Annotated in this window: 13 protein-coding genes, 1 tRNA gene and 1 riboswitch; of the genes, 1 reads left to right on the plus strand and 13 read right to left on the minus strand. The window is 65.2% G+C overall.

Annotated features, from left to right (window positions below):
* The 5 genes from WH303_RS09320 to WH303_RS09340 form a co-directional block, all read right to left on the minus strand.
* Positions 1 to 72 (minus strand) — tRNA-Pro (locus WH303_RS09320).
* 164 nt (positions 73 to 236) lie between these two features.
* The gene (locus WH303_RS09325; protein WP_445228271.1) at positions 237 to 1,757 is read right to left on the minus strand and encodes an efflux transporter outer membrane subunit; all 1,521 of its coding nucleotides are present in this window, start codon (positions 1,755 to 1,757) and stop codon (positions 237 to 239) included.
* Between the two features lie 21 nt (positions 1,758 to 1,778).
* Positions 1,779 to 5,024: an efflux RND transporter permease subunit gene (locus WH303_RS09330; protein ID WP_339518116.1), complete on the minus strand. Its 3,246-nt coding sequence runs from the start codon at positions 5,022 to 5,024 to the stop codon at positions 1,779 to 1,781.
* 24 nt (positions 5,025 to 5,048) lie between these two features.
* Entirely contained in the window at positions 5,049 to 6,299 is a 1,251-nt protein-coding gene (locus tag WH303_RS09335; protein ID WP_339518117.1) for an efflux RND transporter periplasmic adaptor subunit, read from the minus strand.
* A gap of 215 nt (positions 6,300 to 6,514) precedes the next feature.
* The gene (locus WH303_RS09340) at positions 6,515 to 7,366 is read right to left on the minus strand and encodes an alpha/beta hydrolase (protein ID WP_021028037.1); all 852 of its coding nucleotides are present in this window, start codon (positions 7,364 to 7,366) and stop codon (positions 6,515 to 6,517) included.
* A 188-nt stretch (positions 7,367 to 7,554) separates the two neighbouring features.
* Between WH303_RS09340 and WH303_RS09345 the strand changes: the two genes are divergently transcribed.
* Positions 7,555 to 8,469 (plus strand): LysR family transcriptional regulator, encoded by a 915-nt coding sequence (locus WH303_RS09345; protein WP_339518118.1) that lies wholly within the window; start codon positions 7,555 to 7,557, stop codon positions 8,467 to 8,469.
* Positions 8,470 to 8,479: 10 nt separating this feature from the next.
* Here WH303_RS09345 and WH303_RS09350 read toward each other — a convergent pair whose 3' ends face one another.
* The 8 genes from WH303_RS09350 to WH303_RS09385 all read right to left on the minus strand — a co-directional run bounded on the left by WH303_RS09350 (position 8,480) and on the right by WH303_RS09385 (position 19,179).
* Complete coding sequence (locus tag WH303_RS09350) at positions 8,480 to 9,277, minus strand: (2Fe-2S) ferredoxin domain-containing protein (protein WP_339518119.1); 798 nt, start codon at positions 9,275 to 9,277, stop codon at positions 8,480 to 8,482.
* Positions 9,270 to 10,061, minus strand: a complete 792-nt coding sequence (locus tag WH303_RS09355; RefSeq protein WP_339518120.1) for an ABC transporter ATP-binding protein — start codon at positions 10,059 to 10,061, stop codon at positions 9,270 to 9,272. The genes WH303_RS09350 and WH303_RS09355 overlap by 8 nt, the downstream gene beginning before the upstream one ends.
* Positions 10,058 to 11,164 carry a FecCD family ABC transporter permease gene (locus WH303_RS09360; protein WP_339518121.1) on the minus strand — a complete coding sequence of 369 codons (1,107 nt, stop codon included), beginning with the start codon at positions 11,162 to 11,164 and terminating at the stop codon, positions 10,058 to 10,060. Before WH303_RS09360 ends, WH303_RS09355 begins: the two co-directional genes overlap by 4 nt.
* Positions 11,161 to 12,252, minus strand: a complete 1,092-nt coding sequence (locus WH303_RS09365) for an ABC transporter substrate-binding protein (protein ID WP_339518122.1) — start codon at positions 12,250 to 12,252, stop codon at positions 11,161 to 11,163. Before WH303_RS09365 ends, WH303_RS09360 begins: the two co-directional genes overlap by 4 nt.
* Before the next feature lie 13 nt (positions 12,253 to 12,265).
* On the minus strand, positions 12,266 to 14,290 hold the full coding sequence (locus tag WH303_RS09370) for a TonB-dependent receptor (RefSeq protein WP_339518123.1): 2,025 nt from the start codon (positions 14,288 to 14,290) through the stop codon (positions 12,266 to 12,268).
* Between the two features lie 252 nt (positions 14,291 to 14,542).
* A riboswitch (cobalamin riboswitch) is annotated at positions 14,543 to 14,816 on the minus strand.
* 96 nt (positions 14,817 to 14,912) lie between these two features.
* The gene (locus tag WH303_RS09375; RefSeq protein WP_021028043.1) at positions 14,913 to 15,857 is read right to left on the minus strand and encodes a LysR substrate-binding domain-containing protein; all 945 of its coding nucleotides are present in this window, start codon (positions 15,855 to 15,857) and stop codon (positions 14,913 to 14,915) included.
* A 183-nt stretch (positions 15,858 to 16,040) separates the two neighbouring features.
* Positions 16,041 to 17,423 carry an MFS transporter gene (locus WH303_RS09380; RefSeq protein ID WP_339518124.1) on the minus strand — a complete coding sequence of 461 codons (1,383 nt, stop codon included), beginning with the start codon at positions 17,421 to 17,423 and terminating at the stop codon, positions 16,041 to 16,043.
* Positions 17,424 to 17,502: 79 nt separating this feature from the next.
* A complete protein-coding gene (locus WH303_RS09385; RefSeq protein ID WP_339518125.1) occupies positions 17,503 to 19,179 on the minus strand; it encodes a hydantoinase B/oxoprolinase family protein in 1,677 nt (558 codons plus the stop codon).
* Positions 19,180 to 19,181: the final 2 nt, after the last annotated feature.

The following is a 19,181-nucleotide window of genomic DNA, read 5'->3' on the forward strand; positions in this document are numbered from 1 at the left end:
GGAGCGGTGGGATTCGAACTCACGACCCTCTGCTCCCAAAGCAGATGCGCTACCAGGCTGCGCTACGCTCCGACTAAGCATCTATTGTAACCCGATTTTTGAGCGCGTTTGGAGAAATCAGAACTGATCTTCTCGTCGCGCTGCACAAGCTGGGTGTCATGCCGTGCGATTTGCGCCACAGGCCCCAGCCGCGCTGCGGCAACGCAGCCCGGCTGCTGGCCGGTGGCGACAGCCGCTTAGCCTGCTGCCTTGGCGCTGGCCGCGCCGTTCGCAGCCAGTGGCGCGCTGTCCCAGCTGCCGCCCAGTGCGCGAATCAGCGCAATGGTGGCCGTGTACTGGGCGGTGCGTACCTGCAGCGCCTGGCGGCGGTTGCGCAGTTCGTTGCGGCGGGCGTCCAGCAGCTCCAGCTGGCTGACCAGGCCGTTGCGGTAGCGCACATCGGAGAGGTGGGTGGCACGCTCGGCCGACTGCACCGCCTGGCCCAGCACGCTGGCCTGGCCTTGCAGCAGGCGCAGGCTGCTCAGCTGGTCTTCCACCTCGCGAAAGGCACCCAGCACCTGGCCGCGTTGGGCGGCCACTGCGGCTTCCAGCCGGGCCTTGGCGCCCTCTTCCTGCGCTTCGCGCTGGCCGCCGTCAAACAGCGGCAGCGACAGCAGTGCGCCCAGGCCCCAGGAGCGGGCCGACCACTTGAACAGGTCGCCCAGGTCGGGCGATGCAAAGCCGCCATTGCCGGTCAGGGTGATGGCCGGGAACCAGGCCGCTTGCGCCACGCCCACGCGGGCCTGGGCCGCCAGCACGCTGGCTTGCGCGGCAGACACATCGGGCCGGCGTGCCAGCACGGTGCCGGGAACGCCAGCCGGGATCACCGGCAGACGCACCTCGCCCTGGGCGGCGGGCAGCTTAAAGCCGGTAGCCACCTCGCCGACCAGCACCGCCAGCGCATTGCTCAAAGTCGCCTGCTGGCGTTCCAGGGCCAGGGCCTCGGATTCGGTCGCGGACACCTCGCTTTGCATGCGCACCACCTCCAGCTCGGCGGCATCGCCGGCGTCAAAGCGGCGCTGGATCAACCGCAAGGTGTCGCGGTAGGCAGACAGGCTTTGCTGCACCAGCTGCTGCTCGGTTTGCAGCGCGCGCAGCTGCAGATAGGTCTGCGCCACATCGGACTGCACCATCAGCCGCGTGCTTTGCAGCAAGGCGGCGCGCGCCTCGGCATCCAGCTGCGCGGCCTGGCTGGCCTGCGACAGGCGGCCAAACAGATCGACCTCGTAGGACAGGTTGAGGCCAGCCGTCACCAAGGTGGCAGGCTGCAGGCCGTTGCTGGTGTTGGCACCGGCCTGGCGCGCCGCTCCGCCAGAGACACCGACCTGCGGCATGCGCTGGGCATCGGCCGAGCGCAGCAGCGCCCGCGCCTCTGCCAGGCGGGCTGCGGCCGTCTGCACATCGGTGTTGGCGTCCGCTGCGCGCTCGACCAGTTGGGTCAGCTCTGCATCGCCAAAGGCGAGCCACCAGGCGCCACGGGGCTGGGCCTCGGCCGGGGCAGCCGTGGTCCAGGAGGCCTGGTCCTGCGGTGTGCTGAAGGCGGCGGGCACCGGCACGCCAGCGTTTTGCACCGCCGGTGGCAGCGCGGTGGCGCAACCGGCCAGCAGCAGGGCCGCTGCCAGCGGCGTAAGCAGTTTCAAGCGCAGCGGGGCCAGTGCGCGGCGCAGGCTTTGGCCCACCGGGCCACGCCCGGCGTTGGCATGGGTAAACATGGTCATTTTTTGCATGTTGTTCTTCTCTTATTCGTCATGTCCGCGCGCCGCGGCCAAGATGGGTTGGCCCGAGCCTGCGCCATGCACGGGGGCTGGCACGGGCGCCGTGATCGGGGCCACATGGGCGCCGTGTTGCTTGAGCGGGCGGTTGCCTGCCAGCTTGCGCAGCAGCACATAGAACACGGGGGTCAGGAAGAGACCAAAGGCGGTCACACCAATCATCCCGGCAAACACCGCCACACCCATGGCGCTGCGCATCTCGGCGCCGGCACCCTTGGACAGAACGAGGGGCAGCACGCCCATGATGAAGGCCATCGAGGTCATCAGGATGGGGCGCAGACGCAGTCGGCTGGCCTCGATCGCCGCTTGGATCGGTGAACGCCCGGCAAACTCCAACTCACGGGCAAACTCCACAATCAAGATGGCGTTCTTCGCCGATAGGCCCACCAGCACCACCAAGCCGATCTGGGTGAACACATTGTTGTCACCATGCGAGAGCCAGACGCCGGTCATTGCAGCGAGCAGCCCCATCGGCACGATCAGCACAATGGCCAATGGCAGGGTCAGGCTTTCATACTGCGCAGCGAGCACCAGGAACACCAGCAAGATCGCCAACGGGAAGACGAGCGCTGCCGAATTGCCTGCCAGGATTTCCTGGTAGGTCAGCTCCGTCCATTCAAAACCAATGCCCTGGGGCAAAGTCTCGCGAGCAATGCGCTCTACCGCTTCGCGCGCCTGGCCCGATGAGAAACCGGGGGCTGGGCCGCCATTGACGTCGGCCGACAGGAAGCCGTTGTAGCGCATCGCACGCTCAGGGCCAAAGCTGGGCTCGAGCTTCATCAGCGCCGACAGCGGCACCATCTCACCGGTGGTCGAGCGCACCTTCAAGGCGCCCACATCTTCGGCACGGGCACGGAAGCCCGCATCCGCCTGCACCCGCACGCTGTAGGTGCGGCCAAACTGGTTGAAGTCATTGGCGTACAGGCTGCCCAGGTAGATCTGCAGCGTCTCGAAGATGTCGGTCACCGGCACACCGAGCTGGCGCGCCTTGGTGCGGTCGATATCGGCATAGAGCTGGGGCACATTGACCTGCCAGCTCGAGAAGATGCCGGTCAGTTCCGGCGTCTGGTAGGCCTTGGCCATGAAAGCCTTGACCGCGCCGTCCATCGCTTCGTAGCCGAGCGAGGCCCGGTCCTCGATCTGCAGCTTGAAGCCGCCCGTGGTGCCCAGGCCCGACACCGGTGGCGGCGGGAACATGGCGATAAAGGCGTCCTGGATCTGGCCAAAGGCCTGGTTCAGCTGGCCGGCCACGGCGCCACCGCTTTGGTCGGCGCGGGTGCGCTCGGCAAAGGGCTTGAGCGAGACAAACACGATGCCGGAGTTCGAGCTGTTGGTGAAACCATTGATCGACAGACCGGGGAAGGCGATGGCGTCCTGCACATTGGGGTTCTCTTTGACGATATCGCCCATGCGCTTGATCACGTCTTCGGTGCGGTCCAGGGTTGCGCCATCGGGCAACTGGGCAAAACCGACCAGGTACTGCTTGTCCTGCGCGGGCACAAAGCCGCCGGGCACCATATGGAACAGGCCCCAGGTGGCACCGACCAGCGCCAGGTAGACCACAAACATGCCAGCCTTGTGGCCAATCACGCGGCGCACGCCGCCACTGTAGGCTTCCGAGCCCCGGTGGAACACGGCATTGAAGCGGCGGAAGAAGCCACCGAGCACGCGGTCCATGCCACGGGTGAGCGCATCCTTGGGCTCGTCATGGCCCTTGAGCAGCAAGGCAGCCAGCGCGGGCGACAGGGTCAGCGAGTTGATGGCCGAGATCACCGTGGAGATGGCAATCGTCACCGCAAACTGCTTGTAGAACTGGCCGGTCAGACCACTGATAAAGGCCAGCGGCACAAACACCGCCACCAGCACCAGCGCAATCGCAATGATGGGGCCCGAGACTTCGCGCATCGCCTGGTAGGTGGCTTCGCGCGGGCTCAGCCCCGCTTCAATGTTGCGCTCCACGTTTTCGACCACGACGATCGCATCATCAACAACGATACCGATGGCCAGCACCAAGCCAAAGAGGCTGAGCGCATTGATCGAGAAGCCCAGCAGATGCAGCACCGCAAACGTACCCACGACCGACACCGGCACGGCCAGCAGCGGAATGATGGACGCGCGCCAGGTTTGCAGGAACACAATCACCACCACCACGACCAGCGCAATGGCTTCGAGCAGGGTGTGGATCACCGAGTCGATGGAGGCGCGCACAAACTGGGTTGGGTCATAGGCAATGCGGAATTCCACGCCTTCAGGCATGTTCTTTTGCAGCTCGGCCATGGTGTTGCGCACGTTTTCCGAGATCTCGAGCGCATTGGAGCCCGGAGCCTGGAACACGCCCATACCGACGGCCGGTTCGTTGTTCAGCAGCGAGCGCAGCGAGTAATCTGCCGCACCCAGCTCCAGGCGGGCAATGTCGCGCAGGCGCGTCACCGCACCGTCCGAGCCGGTCTTGACGATGATGTCGCCAAACTCTTCAGTGCTGGACAGGCGCCCCTGGGCATTGATCGACAGCTGGGTGTCCACGCCAGGCAGGCCGGGCGATGCACCGACGACGCCGGCAGCGGCTTGCACGTTCTGGCCACGGATGGCGGCCACCACATCGCTGGCCGACAGGCCGCGTTGGGCCACCTTTTGTGGGTCCAGCCAGGCACGCATCGAGTAATCGCCACCGCCAAAGATCTGCACCTGGCCTACGCCCTGGATGCGCGCGAGGCGGTCCTTGACGTTGAGCACGGCGTAGTTGCGCAGGTAGTCGATGTCATAGCGGCCATTGGGCGAAACCATATGGACCACCATGGTGATGTCCGGCGAGCTCTTGACCGTGGTCACGCCCAGGCGGCGCACTTCTTCGGGCAGGCGCGGCTCGGCTTGCGAGACGCGGTTTTGCACCAGCTGCTGCGCCTTGTCCGGGTCGGTGCCCAGCTTGAAGGTCACGGTCAGGGTCATCACGCCATCGGTGGTGGCCTGGCTGCCCATGTAGAGCATGCCTTCCACACCGTTGATGGATTCTTCCAGTGGCGTGGCCACGGTTTCGGCGATCACCTTGGGGTTGGCGCCGGGGTACTGGGCGCGCACCACCACCGAGGGCGGCACCACCTCGGGGTACTCCGAGATGGGCAAGGCCCGCATGGCGATCAGCCCTGCCAGAAAGATCAGCAGCGACAGCACACCCGCAAAGATCGGGCGGTCGATGAAAAATCGGGATAAATTCATACGCTTGGTTTTTTTGTTATCGGTTTAGGCGGCGGGCTTGGAGCCATCGTTGGCTGCCTGCTGCGCATCGTTCTTGAGCTCGGACTTGCTGGACATGGGCACATCCTGCGGGGCCACCACGGCGCCGGGCCGCACGCGCTGCAAGCCGTTGACCACAATGCGCTCGCCGGCCTTGAGGCCCGAGGTCACCAGGCGCAGGCCTTCAAACGGCGCGCCCAGCTGCACTTCGCGGTACTCGGCCTTGTTGCCCTCGCCCACCACCAGTACAAACTTCTTGCTCTGGTCCGTGCCCACGGCGCGCTCGTTGATCAGCAGCGCCTGCTGGCTGTGGGGCTGGCCCATGCGCACGCGGGCAAACTGGCCGGCCATCAGCGCGCCATCGGCGTTGTCAAACACCGCACGTACCCGCACGGTGCCGCTGCGCGCATCGACCTGGTTGTCAATCAGCTGCAGGTGGCCGTTGTAAGGGGTGGCGCCGCTGGTGCCCACCCCCATCTGCACGGGAATGCTCTCGATCAGCGCACGGGCGCTCTTGCCCTGGCGCAGGCCTTGCAGCGCATTGGTCACGATCTGCTCGTCGGCATCAAAGCTGGCGTACATGGGGTTGACGGAGACCAAGGTCGTCAGCACTGGCGCGCCGGCACCGGCGCTGACCAGGTTGCCCACGGTCACATCGATGCGGCCCATGCGACCGGCCACCGGCGCGCGCACCTGGGTGTAGCCCAGGTTGAGCTTGGCCGTCTGCAGTGCGGCCTGGGCGGCGCGCAGGTTGGCATCTGCTTCGCGGCGGGCGTTGCTGCGCTCGTCCAGTTCCTTTTGCGCAATCGCGCGCTCTTCCCACAGGCGGGCAGCACGTTCTGCCTCGCTTTGCGAATAGCCCATGCGCGCCTTGGCCGCCACCACCTGGGCTTCGGCGCGATCTACTTCGGCGGCATAAGGGGCTGGGTCCACTGTGAAGAGCAGATCACCTGCCTTGACCAGGGCGCCTTCCTTGAAGTGCACCGCCTGCAGCGCGCCGGCCACACGGGGGCGCACATCGACGCGCTGCACGGCTTCGAGCCGGCCGGAGAATTCATCCCAGAGCTGCACGTCCTGCTGCAGCACCTGGGCGACGGAGACCGGCATTGCGGGCGGCGCTGCGGCCTCTGCCGGGGCGTTGGCGTGCGAGCTTTGCAAGCCCAGCGCGGTGCCGCCTGCTGCCACCACGGCGGCTGCCAGTCCGATGGCCGTCCACCAGCGGCGTTGAGGGGAAGTCGAAGTTTTGTTGTTGCTCATGGCCAAGTCCTGATGTGTGCGTGAATCGTTTTTGAGGTTTCTTGCGGCAACGGCATGCCCCTGCGGCTACAAAAGCCGACAGAAAATCCTTGCCCATCCGGCAATGCGTTGCGAGAAAGCGTTTTTAAGGGTGGTGAAGGCGCAGCCGCCCGCCGCCGCTCCCCGGGCTTTACCGGAGAGTGGCGCAGCTCTTGCTTTGCGCTTCGTTCAGGGGATCAGGCTTGCGCCCGACATCGGGATGTCTCGAAGAAAAGTGCCAGTTGTTCCAGCACGGCCCCGGCACAGGGACAGGGCTCGGGAGCACGGGGCTCGAGCAATGCATCGGGCCACTGTTGCGCGACCTTGAATACATGCTGCTGCACCAGATGACCGGCTGCCTGCAGGCGGCTGGCATAAGCCAGTGCCTCGTCGTGCATCGGGTCTTCATCGCCCACCATGATGAGCGTTGCCGGCAGCCCAGCCAGGCGCTGTGCCATCGCAGGCACGGCGTAGGGATGGATGCCGTCATAGGTGCAGCCCAGGAACTTGCTCCAGCCCTCGGCCCATTTGCATTCCGTCGCATCGCCATTGGCAGCGCGAAGCGATGCCGTGCCGGCGCAGGGATTGAGCATGGGTGAGAGCAGGATCTGCCCTGCCAGCGGCGGATGGCGTTGATCACGCGCCATCAAGCACACGCCGGCAGCCAGGTTGGCGCCCGCCTCCTCACCAGCCACATACATCGGCGCACCTTTGCCGGCAAGGCGTGTGCGATGTTTGTAGCTCCACTGGAGCATTTCATATCCGATCTCCAATGGACGCGGAAATGGATGCTCAGGCGAGAGCGGGTACGCCACCGACACCACACGGGCACCTGCTGAGGCCAGCAGACCCGCCACGGTGCAGCCACTGTCCAGATCGCCTTCGACAAAAGCGCCGCCATGAAAATGCAGCACCAAGGGCGAAGGCTCGCCCGACTTGCCCTTGCTACCGTACAGGCGCACGGCCACCGACTCGCCTGACGCCGTCGGAGCGACGGTGTCGATGAAGTCAGGAGCCGGTGAACGGGTTTTTACGGTGGTGTCAGACATAAGCTAGCCCGGTGGAAAGTAGGCATGGGGTAAATGTAGTTGCGTTGCTGCAACCGATCAATCCGCAAATTATGGCCGCACTATTTCCAAATCAGGAACAATGGCATGATCTTTGGCGTGTGAGAATCCACCTACTTTGTTTGGCGCGCGCGTGCGCGACAGTGCAAGCACAGTGCAAGGAGAGGCAGATGGATCAGATACAGGCAATGCGGGTGTTCGCGCGGGTCGTGGAGTCGGGCACGTTCACGCTTGCGGCCTCGTCGCTGCAGCTGCCCAAGGCCAGTGTGACCAAGCATGTGCAGGCGCTGGAAGACCGGCTGCGGGTGAAACTGCTCAACCGCACCACCCGCCGCGTGACCGTCACCACCGATGGCGCCGCCTACTACGACCGTGCCGTGCGGCTGCTGAGCGATTTTGACGAGCTCGAAGCCAGCATGAGCCAGGTGCGGGCCACACCGCGCGGGCGCCTGCGTGTCGATGTCGGCACCTCGATCGCCCGGCTTTTGATCATTCCGCAGCTGGCGTCCTTCCAGGCGCGCTACCCCGATATCCAGATCGACCTGGGCGTGACCGACCGCACCGTGGACCTGATTGCCGACAATGTGGACTGCGTGATCCGGGGCGGCGAGTTGCGCGACCAGTCACTGGTGGCGCGCCGCGTGGGCAATTTGGAGTTTTCGACGGTGGCCTCGCCCGCCTATCTGCAGCAGCACGGCACGCCCCAGCACCCGCGCGATCTGGAAAGCGGCCACAACAGTGTGATTTATTTCTCGCCAGTGACCCAGCGCCGCTATCCGCTGGAGTTTCAGCACAACGGCGAGGTCATCGAGATGACCAACCCCTCAACCTTGGCCGTGAACGAAGCCAATGCCTATACCACCAGCCTGCTCAGCGGCCAGGGCGTGGGACAGATCACCAGCTACCAGGCGCGTGAATACCTGAAAAGCGGTGAGCTGGTACAGATCCTGCCGGAGTGGACCCAGCCCCTGCTGCCGGTCTATGTGGTCTACCCGCCCAACTCGCACCTGAGCGCCAAGGTCCGTGCCTTTGTCGACTGGGTGGTGGAGATTTTTGCGGCCGATCCGCTGCTGCAGTGCAAATAGCGCACTGCGCTCATTGGTCTGGATCGTTGTCGGGCGGAGGCAGGCGGAGCGTATGCACCCGGTGCGCCGCACAGGCCTCGCTGCCTTCGATATGACTTTTGAGCACCGGCACCAGGCTGTCTTCATCGAGGTTGCCGTACCAGACGCCTTCGGGATAGACAATCATCAGCGGCCCCTGGTTGCAGGGGTACTGGCAACTGGTCTGCAGCAGCTGCAACTGTTGTTTGAGGGGCGCACTGGCCTGCACCGCCTGGCTCAGCCGAGGCCATAACGCTGCAGCCCCTTTGGCCACGCAGCGCGGCCCCATGCACCACAGCACATGGCGCTGGTGCGCGGGCACCGTACTCCAGGCCACCGGGTCGGTTTGCCAGCCCTCTTCGCCCTCCTCGGCCACCACATCGGGCTGTGCGGTGGCGAGCGCCAGGTGGTTCAGCAAGGCAGGCACCAGGCCATCCCACTGCAGCAGCGGCGGCGCAAATACCAGCTGGGGCCGGGCATGCTCAGGCTGGCTGGCCAGCCAGCGCCTGGCGACCTTTTGCAGCCAGCGCCGCAGCGCGGGCTCATCGGGCACCATGGTCGGCTGGATGACGATGGTCTGCTGCGCCAGATCGGCCGGCGCAAGCGCGGCGCGCAGGCTGTCCAGCGCCTCGGGCAAGGCTGGCTGGTTGCGGTCCACAAACGCCAGCTGCATCGGCAGGTCCGGGTCTGCCTGCTGGCAGGCCTGCAGCAAAGCCTGCAATTCGTTCTTGGCGGCCGACCCCAGGCCGCCCCGGCCCAGCAGCAACAAGGCATCGGGTTGGTTAGCCATGGGGTTTGTCCATCCAGTAGCTGACACGGGCTTTGTCCAGGCGCGGATGGCGGTCCACCAGCGCCTCGACCTGGAACACGCGTGCAATGGTTGCAGGCGTCAGCACCTGCTCGGGTGTGCCTTCGGCTTCGATGGCGCCGGCCTGCATCACATAGATGCGGTCGCAGAACTGCGCGGCCAGGTTCAGGTCATGCACCACGATCAGCACGGTGCAGCCCGAGGCGCGCACCAGGCTGAGCAGCTCCAGCTGGAACTGGATGTCCAGGTGGTTGGTGGGCTCGTCCAGAAACAGCAGCTGCGGCTGCTGGGCCAGCGCACGGGCCAGCAGCACCCTTTGGCGCTCGCCGCCCGAGAGCGATGACAGCGGATGGTCAGCCAGGTTGCGGGCCCGCACCTGCGCCAGGCAGGCGCTGACAACGGCCTTGTCCTGGGCGCTGTCCCTCGCCCAGCGCGACTGGTGCGGGTAGCGGCCCATCATCACCAGCTCCTGCACCGTGCAGTCAAAGCCCAGGCCAGTCTCCTGGCCCAGTACGGCAGTCTGCTGCGCAAACTGCCGGGCGCTCATCTGCCAGATGTCGCGGCCTTGCATTTCTATGCGGCCACCGGCCTGGGGCTGCAGCACACGGTAGAGCATGCGCATCAAGGTCGATTTGCCGCAGCCATTGGGGCCCACCAGGCCGACACATTCGCCCTGCGCCACCTGCAGGCTGGCCTGGCGCACGATCTGCGTGGCCTGGGCGCCGTGGCCGGCGGTCCAGGACAGGTTGCTGGCCGTCAGCATCATGCGCTGCCTCCCGGCATCGCACTGGTGCGGCGCCACAGCATCCAGATAAAGAAGGGCCCGCCTATCAGCGAGGTGATGACGCCCACCGGCAGCTCGCTGGGCGAAAACCAGGTGCGTGCGGCCAGATCGACCAGCACCAGAAAGCTCGCACCCATCAATGCGCTGACGGGTAGCACGCGGCGGTGGTCACTGCCCACCAGCATGCGCGTGATATGGGGAATGACCAAGCCGACAAAGCCGATGGCACCGCTCACCGCCACCATGGTGCCCGTCAGCAAGGACACCACCACGAACAATTGCAGGCGCAGGCTGGCGGTGTTTAGCCCCAAGGTGGCAGCGCCCTCGTCGCCGATCAGCAAGGCGTTGAGCTGGCGGGCACAAAGCAAAAGCCACACCAAGCCCAGGCCCAGCACGGCAGCGGGCAGGCCCAGTGCGCTCCACTGGGTGGCGGCCAGGCTGCCCAGGGTCCAGGTCAACAGCGCATTGGCCAGCTCGCGCTGGCCAGCGGTCAAGGTGATCAGGCTGGTCAGCCCCATCAGCATGTAGCCAATGGCCACACCGCTCAGGATCAGCCGGGTCGCATGCAGGCGCCCCTGCTGCTGGGCCAGCGCATAGACCAGGGCCGTGGCCAGCAACGCGCCAATAAAGGCGCCTGCGGTGATCGCATAAATGCCGGCCATGGCCAGGCTGCCATAGGCCAGCACCGAGACGGCGCCCACTGATGCGCCAGAGGACACACCCAACATATAAGGATCGGCCAGCGGGTTGCGCACCATCGCCTGCATCACCACGCCGACTACGGCCAAGCCGGCGCCCACCAGCGCTGCCAGCAGCACCCGGGGCATGCGCACCATCCAGACAATCTGGTAATGCTGCTGGCTGATGCCGCCCTGCCCTGCATCGGCCTGCCAGCCGCCGCCCAGCAATTGCTGGCTGACGACGGACCACACCGTTGACGCGTGCAGCGATACCGAGCCCCAGGTGATGGCGGCCAGCGCGCTGGCCAGCAGCAGCGCCAAGAGCAGCATCAGGCACAGCGCCAAGGACCAGGGCGCGCGCCGCTGGCGTTCATGCAGGCCGTCGCAGCCCGGCGCATGGCTCACGGCTTGGGCTCCGCTGCAGGCAGCCAGGGGACGGGGTCCACGGTGATCAGGCGATCCGGGTGCAAGGCGGCCGCCAGGCGCTGCGCGACGTTCACATTGCGCGGCCCTGGCGTGGCTTCGGCATAGCTGATGACAAAAAAGCGCTGCTCGCGGATCGCAGACACCCCTGCCAGCTCTGGCTTGGCGCGCAGAAAATCGATCTTGCCCTGGGCGCTGGGCCGGCCGTAGTCGATGATGATGATCCACTCGGGGTCGCGGGTGATCACATCCTCCCAGTTGCCCTTGGGCCAGTTGCTGGCGATGTCGGCAAAGATATTGCTGCCGCCGGCCGCATCGATCATGGCCTGGGGCATGCCAAAGCCGCCCACCGTGGTGGGAATCTTCTCGCCACTGTCAAACACAAAGACGCGCGGGTGCTGGGTGTTGCCTTGCATCTGCGCAGCCAGCTGGTCGATTGAGGCCTGCAGCTTGGCGATCTGCGGCTGCGCCTGGGGCTCAATGTCAAAGATGCGCGCCACATTGCGCAGGTCCGCCAAGGTGTCGCCCAGCGCCACACGCTCGCGCTTTTGCACATGGATGCAGGACTCGGACAGCACATAGCTGGCCACGCCATGCTGGGCCAGCAGCTCGGGCGTGACCCCGCCCGGCCGAAAGCCATAGCTCCAGCCGCCAAAGACGAAGTCGGCGCGGGCCTCCAGCATGTTTTCCAGGTTCATGTCCTGCGACGACAGCTTGGGCACCTTGGCCAGCTGGGTCATCAGCTCGGGGCTGATTTCCTTGCGCGACGGTATGCCCGAGTAGCCGACCAGCCTGGGCCCCAGGCCCAGAAACAGGAACATCTCGGTGATGTTCACATCGTGCGTGATGGCGCGCTGGGGCACCCGGTCATAGCGCTGGGGCTGGCCGCAGACATCGATCACGAGAGGGGTGGCCCGCAGGCCTGGATCGGCCGCAGGCGCAGCAGCCACCGTGGCCGGTGCTGTGCCGCCGGTGGCGCCCTGCCCAGCGGGCTGGTCACAACCCAGCAGCGCGACGGCGGCCGCCGCCGCCAACGCATGCTGAAAGTACCTAAACGCGCGTGGTGTCATGCCTGGGCCTTGCTCAGAAACGCAGATGGGCCATCAGCTCAAAGCTGCGGCCGTTACCCATCAGCCATTGCGAGCCGTAGGACGATGCAGCATAGCGCTTGTTGGTCAGGTTACGGCCAACCAGGTTCAAGGTGGTGCTGCGGTTCAGGTTCCAGCCCAGTACCGCATCGGCCACCGTGTAGGCGGGCAGCTGCGCGGTATTGGCATTGCTGGTGTAGCGGCTGGCCACATGGCGCAGGCCCAGCGAGGCGCGCCAATCGCCCGTCTGGTAATGGGCCCAGGCATTGGCCGTGTAGCGCGGTACATTGGCGGGCTGGTTGCCAGCGCGGTCAATGGCCGTGGCGCCTTCGAGCAGCTCGTCGAACTGGGCATCCACATAGGCCAGGTTACCCTCGAAGCGCCAGGCCTTGGTGGCCCGCCAGCTGCCTGCCAGCTCGATCCCCTTGGACGACTGCTTGCCGCCCTGGATCGACAGCGCTGGCCGGTCCGGATCACGCGTGATGATGTCCTTCTTCTGGATATCGAAGACCGCCAGGGTCCATTCGCCCTGGCCATTGGGCAGCTGCTGCTTGATGCCCACTTCCACCTGGCGGCCTTTGCTCAATGTAAAGCCGGTTTGCGACTGGGTCAGCGACAGCAGGCTGTTGACTGGGTCATGGCCGGTGCTGACCTGGGCATAGATGCTGGTGTTCTGGTCCAGCTTGTGCGTGAGGCCCAGGCGCCAGGAGGTGCCGCCCAAGGTCTTGTCAAAGCGGGCCTGGCTCAGCAGGTCCATGCGGTCAAAGTCATACAGGTCACGGCGCAGGCCGGCCATCAGCAGCCACTGCTCGCCCAGCTTCCAGGCGTCTTCCAGGTAGAAGGCGTTTTGGCGGATGCGCGAGGTCATGCGCGGCTTGTAAGGGTCCGGGCTGTCCCAGTAGCCACTGGTGCCGCCAGTCAGCGGCACATCGGATTCACCGGTATAGGGCGAGCTGTTGAGGGCGGTGAACTTGGCCTGCGATACATCCCAGCCCATCGCAATCTCATGCTGGCCGGGCTTGAACACGGTGCCCAGGCGGTTGCCGCTTTGTTCCAGGTCGTGGCCGATCTCCAGGTAGTCGTAGCGGTGAACCATGCGCGTGCTGGCATCGTAGTCATAGCCTTCGATGTTCTTCCAGTGGCGGTCGGCCTTCATGTGGTAGGTCTCGTTGCGCAGCACCAGCGCCTCGCTGACGTTCCACTCGGCCTTCAATTTGTAGCGCTGGTCCTTGTAGTGGATGTCGCTGTCAAGAAAGTTGAAATTGCGGTCGCGCAGCGCCGCCACCGGCTTGCCATCGACCACCGGGGTGCCAAAGTAGCGCTCGGGCCGCTGGTCGCTGACATCGGCCGTCAGGTCCAGGCGCAGATCGCTGCTCGCCTGCCAGCGGATGGCGCTCATGATCTTCTTGCTGTCGCTGTTGCCCAGTTGGCGTTCGCCATCGCTGCGATCACCGTAGACATCCAGGCGGTAGCTCAGGCTGTCGCTCAGCGCGCCGGTGCTGCCCAGGCCTGCACGGGCGGTGCCGTGGGAGCCGGCGCCCAGCAAGACTTCGGACGAGGTAGTGCGGCTGGGTTCCTTGCGCACCGCGTTCACCGTGGCGCCCATGGTGCCGCTGCCGTACATCAGCGATGCGGGGCCGCGCAGCACATCAAAGCGCTCATAGCCCCAGCTGGAATTGGGATAGGCCACGGTGCCGGCTGCAACCCCCAGGCTCAGCCCGTCTTCGGCCACACCCACCGAGTTGACACCGGTAAAGCCCCGGCTGGAGAACGACAGCCCGCCATTGCCAGGGGTGCCATTGGCGCTCAGGCCCACGCTGCGGCCCACGGCATCGACCACCTCATAGTCGGCGCGCTCCTGGATCTGCACGGCCGAGACCGAGCTGACGCTGGCCGGCAGGTCCTGCAGCGGTACGGCCAGCTTGCTGGCCGAGGTGGAAGGCAGCTGGAGCGCATTGGGCTCGCTGCTCTTGTCGGTCACCACCACTTCGGGCAGTGAGGCATCTTGGGCATGGGCCACTGCGATGCCCAAGGCGGGCAGGCACAGAACACAGGAGCTGCCAACGAGGCGCAGGGAGGAAGAGAGCCGCTGGGCAGCCAGGAGCCGGTTTTTCGGAAAAGGAACTGCAGTCATTTGAACAAAAGGCGCTAACTGCCTGATGCGGGGGCTGCACTGCACGCGGTCACCCCCCAAGACGGGGTCGCGCGAAGAACCGCCGTCCACACCCCGCAGACAGTTGAGAGAGCACGTGCTGGCCAGAGGCACAGCGCGCACTGCGACTAGGAACAGGCCGGTCTCCGGGCTTACAGGCGGTGCAGCGCAGGCGCTGACCCGGTAGCCGGTCTTCCCAGGGTGCGGGCGTCTTGTTGCCTGGCAGGCGTGGACACTCTTTCAACCCCAGTGACTGGGCCCGCGTGGGAGCGGGCCGCATCGGCTACGTTTCCTGTCTACCGTTGCGGGGGCAGCCAAGGCTTGGGGGAGCGCACTCCCGACCTTGTTCCCGTTTCACTTGTGCAATACAAGCACCTGTAGATAGGCTTTTTTCAAAGCGCAGCCAGTGTACCAGCCGCAGGCCCGGGCAGCGCCTTTTCGTCCAGGCCGGTGTCAGCTGGGCGATACAGCGCATGCCCCAGTGGCTGTATCAGCCCTGCGGCAGCCGCGTCGCATAGCCGATAAAGTCAGTGCTGCGCAGCTGGCCCAGCAGCCACTGCCGAAAGCTCGCCTGGATCGGGCGCTCTCCCCCACCCCGGCGGGTGTAGAGGTGGAACTTGGGCGTTCTGTCCATCGGCAGCTGGCGCAGCAGCTCGGCCCCAAAGGGAGCCAGCAGCTTGCCGCTGTGGATATAGCTGAGCGCATCGACATAGGACAGCAGGCCCACGCCCTGCCCGCTGAGCACCGCTTGCAGCATCGCATCGTGCGTGTGCAGCAGCATGGGGCTGACATGCTTGCCGCCAGGATCCAGGCCCAGCATCGCATAAATGTCCTGCCACAGGCTGTTGTGCGTCAGCGGCGATATCAGCCGGTGGTGCGGCAAATCCTGCGCGCTCTCCACCGGGTGCTGGGCCAGCAGCTGGGGCGTGGCGACGATGACCTTGAGGTCTTCGAGCAGCGGCGTTTCATCGAGATGGTCCACACCGCCGTAGCCCCAGACAATGGCTGCGTCCAGATCACTGCTATCGAACGAAGGCAGCTCCACACCGATGGAGATGCGCAGGTCGAGCTCCGGGTAATCCTTGGTGAACGAGGGCAGCGAGCGGATCAGGTACTGGGTTGCAAAATACGGGCTGACCTGGATATGGAACTGCGCATCCTTGTGGTGGGAACGCACTGCTTCCAGCCCCTGGCTCAGCGCATCAAGCCCCTGCTCCACATAGTGGTACAAGGTCTGCGCCTCGGCGCTGGCCGCCAGGCCCCGCGCGCCGCGCTCGAACAGCTGCACATCCAGCGCACTCTCCAGTTGCTTGAGTTGCTGGCTGGCGGCCTGCGGCGTCAGGCACAGCTCATCGGCCGCCTTGCGGATGGAGCCATGGCGGTAGACGGACTCGAACACGCGCAGTGGCTGCAGGGGCGGTAGCTTGTATTTCATGGAGGGGCGCCGGGCAGGAGGGAGGAACGCCCGGGCTGCCGATGATTATAGGTCGCAGCCCGGCGGCCAGCGGGCCGGCACGCCAGCGTTCTTGCCCGCTGCGCCCTGCCCCGCTGATGCATAAAAAAAACGCATCCAGAAGGGATGCGTTCGGGCTGGCGCAGCGCTCAGCAGCGCATGGCCTTACTGCACCGGATCACCATGCATCGGCAGACCGGTGCGGTCCCGGCTGCTGACCAGCGCCACGAGGCCGATGATTGCCGCGCCGATCAGGTAGTAGGCGGGCACGACCGGGTTGCCGGTCTGGGCAATCAGCCAGGAGTTGATCATCGGCGCGGTGCCGGCAAACATCGCCACGGCCACGTTGTAGCTCAGCGCCATGCCCTTGAAGCGCACGCTGGTGTGGAACATCGAAGGAATGATCGAGTAGATGCTGCCCAGCAGCATGGCCAGACAGAAGTTCAGCATCATCAAGGACGAGATCTTGGCGGCGGTGCTGCCTTCGAGCAGCAGGTGAAAGCAAGGCACGGCCAGTACCGCAATCGCCAGGCTCGCAGCGATCATCATCGTCTTGCGGCTGAATTTGTCGGCCAGCAGGCCCATGATGGGGATCATCACCACCAAAAAGAGCTGCGGGCCCAGCGAGAGCTTGAGGCCGGTGGCCACATCGACATGCAGGGCGCTGACAAAGTAGGTCGGAATATAGGTGACGACGGTGAACAAGGTGACATTGGTCACGATGATGATGCCGGCCGACTGGAACAGCTCCTTCTTGTGCGTCGCGAACAGCACCTTCCAGCTCGCCTGGGCCAGTGCGTCATGCTGCTGCTTCATGGCCATGAAGGTGGGGGTCTCTTCCAGGTACTTGCGGATATAGAGGCCAATAGCGCCCAGCGGCAGCGCAATCAGAAACGGAATGCGCCAGGCCCAGTCCAGAATCTGGTCGGCGCTGAAAAACACCGTCAGGATGGCCGAGACCGAGGCGCCGAAGAAAAAGCCCGCCATGCAGCCTACCTCCACCCAGCTGGTGAGCAAGGTACGGTTGCGGTCGCGGCAGTACTCGGCCACAAAGATGGCCGCGCCACTGGCCTCGCCCCCGGCCGACAGCCCCTGCATCAGGCGCAGCACGATCAGCAGCAGCGGCGCGGCAATGCCGATGCTCGCATAGCCGGGCAGCACGCCGATCAAAAAGGTGGAGATCGCCATCATGATGATGGTGATGGTCAGCACCCGCTTTCTGCCGTACTTGTCGCCCAGCGAGCCAAAGAAGATGCCGCCAATGGGGCGGGCAAAAAAGGCAATCGCAAAGGCCGCCCAGGATGCCGTGATCTGCATCGTCGGCGAGCTGGTGGCAAAAAACACCTTGCCCAGCACTGCTGCCAGGTAGCCGTAGACCGAGAACTCGAACCACTCGACAAAGCTGCCCACCACCGAGGCCAGCACCACGCGGTTGAGCTCCTTGGACTGCACCGCGCGCGGCGCCACCGCCGCTTGAGGAGACGACCAGTCCGAAAGGCTTGCACTTGGGGCGGCAAAGCCATCTGCCATGGGATTGTGTGTGCGCATCGAGCTACCTTGAAGTCCTGCAGTGAGAGAAAAAGTGGGGAACGGGCCAGCGGCTGGGCCGCTGGCCATCGTCATGCGATCAGGCCGGCGTCAGCCGCTTGGCATGGGCGTAGTCCGCCTCTGCCTGCTCGGCGCTGATGTAACCGTAGTCCACATCGCGCTGCACCAAGGCTGGCGGGCGCTGGGCCGCATCGCCGTTGCCGCCGCCGCCGGGCAAGTCCAGAATCAAACGGCGCCCAGCCGGGATCTGCTGCTTGCCCTTGCCGCGCAAGGCGGTGCCGTCGTCCAGCGACACCTTGCCCAGTGCGCCGCTTTGGCCGCCGTTGTGGCCGCGCGCTGCAAAATGCACGCGGTCGAACATGGCGTTCAGGTCAAACTCAAAGCCCTCGGCCGAGCCCACCTCGATGCGCTGGCCCAGGCCACCCCGCCAGCGGCCGGCGCCGCCCGAGTTGGGGCGCAGCTCCTTGCGCCAGATGATGATGGGGCCGATGCTCTCGGTCACCTCGACCGACATGGCCTGCACGCCGCTGGGGAAGGCGGTGGCGCTGAGGCCATCGCTCGAGGGGCGCGCGCCGGTGCCGCCGGTGTTGAACATCAGGATTTCGTGCTGCTGGTTGCGTGTGGCCTGGGTGATGCCCTTGAAGCGCATCTGGAGGTTCCACAGCGAGCTGGCCCCTTCGGCCGGAATCTCACCCTGGCAAATGGGCTGCAACGCGCCCAGCACCACATCGGGGATCAGATGGCCGATGACATGGCGCACCGAGACCGGGCGCGGGCGGTGGGCATTGAGGATGCAGTCCTCCGGCGCGCTGATCTCAAAAGGCTCCAGCGAGCCCCAGTTGTTGGGGATCTCTGGCGCAATCGCACATTTGAGCGCATAGGAGGCATAGGCCTTGGTGTAGGTCAGTGGCACATTGATGCCGTAGCGGCTGGGGTCCGAGGTGCCGGCAAAGTCGGCGCGCAGCTTGTCGGCCGCAATCTCCACCGCCACCACCAGCTCGATGGGCTTTTCATAGCCATCGACGGTCATCGCATAGCGCTGCGTGCCATCGGGCAAGGCGGCGATGCGCTCGCGGGTGGCGCGCTGGCTGTTCTCAAAGATGAAGCCAGCCAGGTCTTCCAGGTCGCGCAGTTCAAACTCGGCCAGCATGCCCTTGAGGCGGCGCATGCCGGTGGCATTGCAGACGGCCAGCGAATGGAAGTCGCCAATCACTTGGTCGCGTTCGCGCACGTTGTTGCGCAGGATCTCGATCAGGTCCTCATTGAGTGCGCCGGCGCGGAAGAACTTCATCGGCGGAATGCACAGGCCCTCCTCGTAGACATCGCTGCCGTCCGGGCCAAAGCCGCGCCCGCCGATGTCCACCACATGGGCGGTGGCGGCAAAGTAGCCGATATGGTCGCTGTGGCCATCGCGGCCATAAAACACCGGGGTGACGACGGTGATGTCGTGCAGGTGGCCGGTGCCCAGCCAGGGGTCGTTGGTCACCAGCACATCGCCATCTTGCAAGGTGCTGCGCTCAAAGCGCTTGGCGAAATGCGCGACCGACTCAGCCATGGAATTCACATGGCCGGGCGTGCCGGTGACGGCCTGGGCCATCATGCGGCCCTGCTTGTCGAACACGCCGGCCGACAAATCGCCCGCCTCCCGCACGCTGGTACAAAAGGCGGTGCGGATCAAGGTGACCGCCTGCTCTTCGACCACCGAGATCAGGCGGTTCCACATGATTTGGTAATGAACGTCTGTATTGTTTGCCATGA

The organism is Comamonas sp. MYb69 (assembly GCF_037479315.1).
In the GTDB taxonomy this organism is placed as follows: Bacteria; Pseudomonadota; Gammaproteobacteria; order Burkholderiales; family Burkholderiaceae_C; genus Comamonas.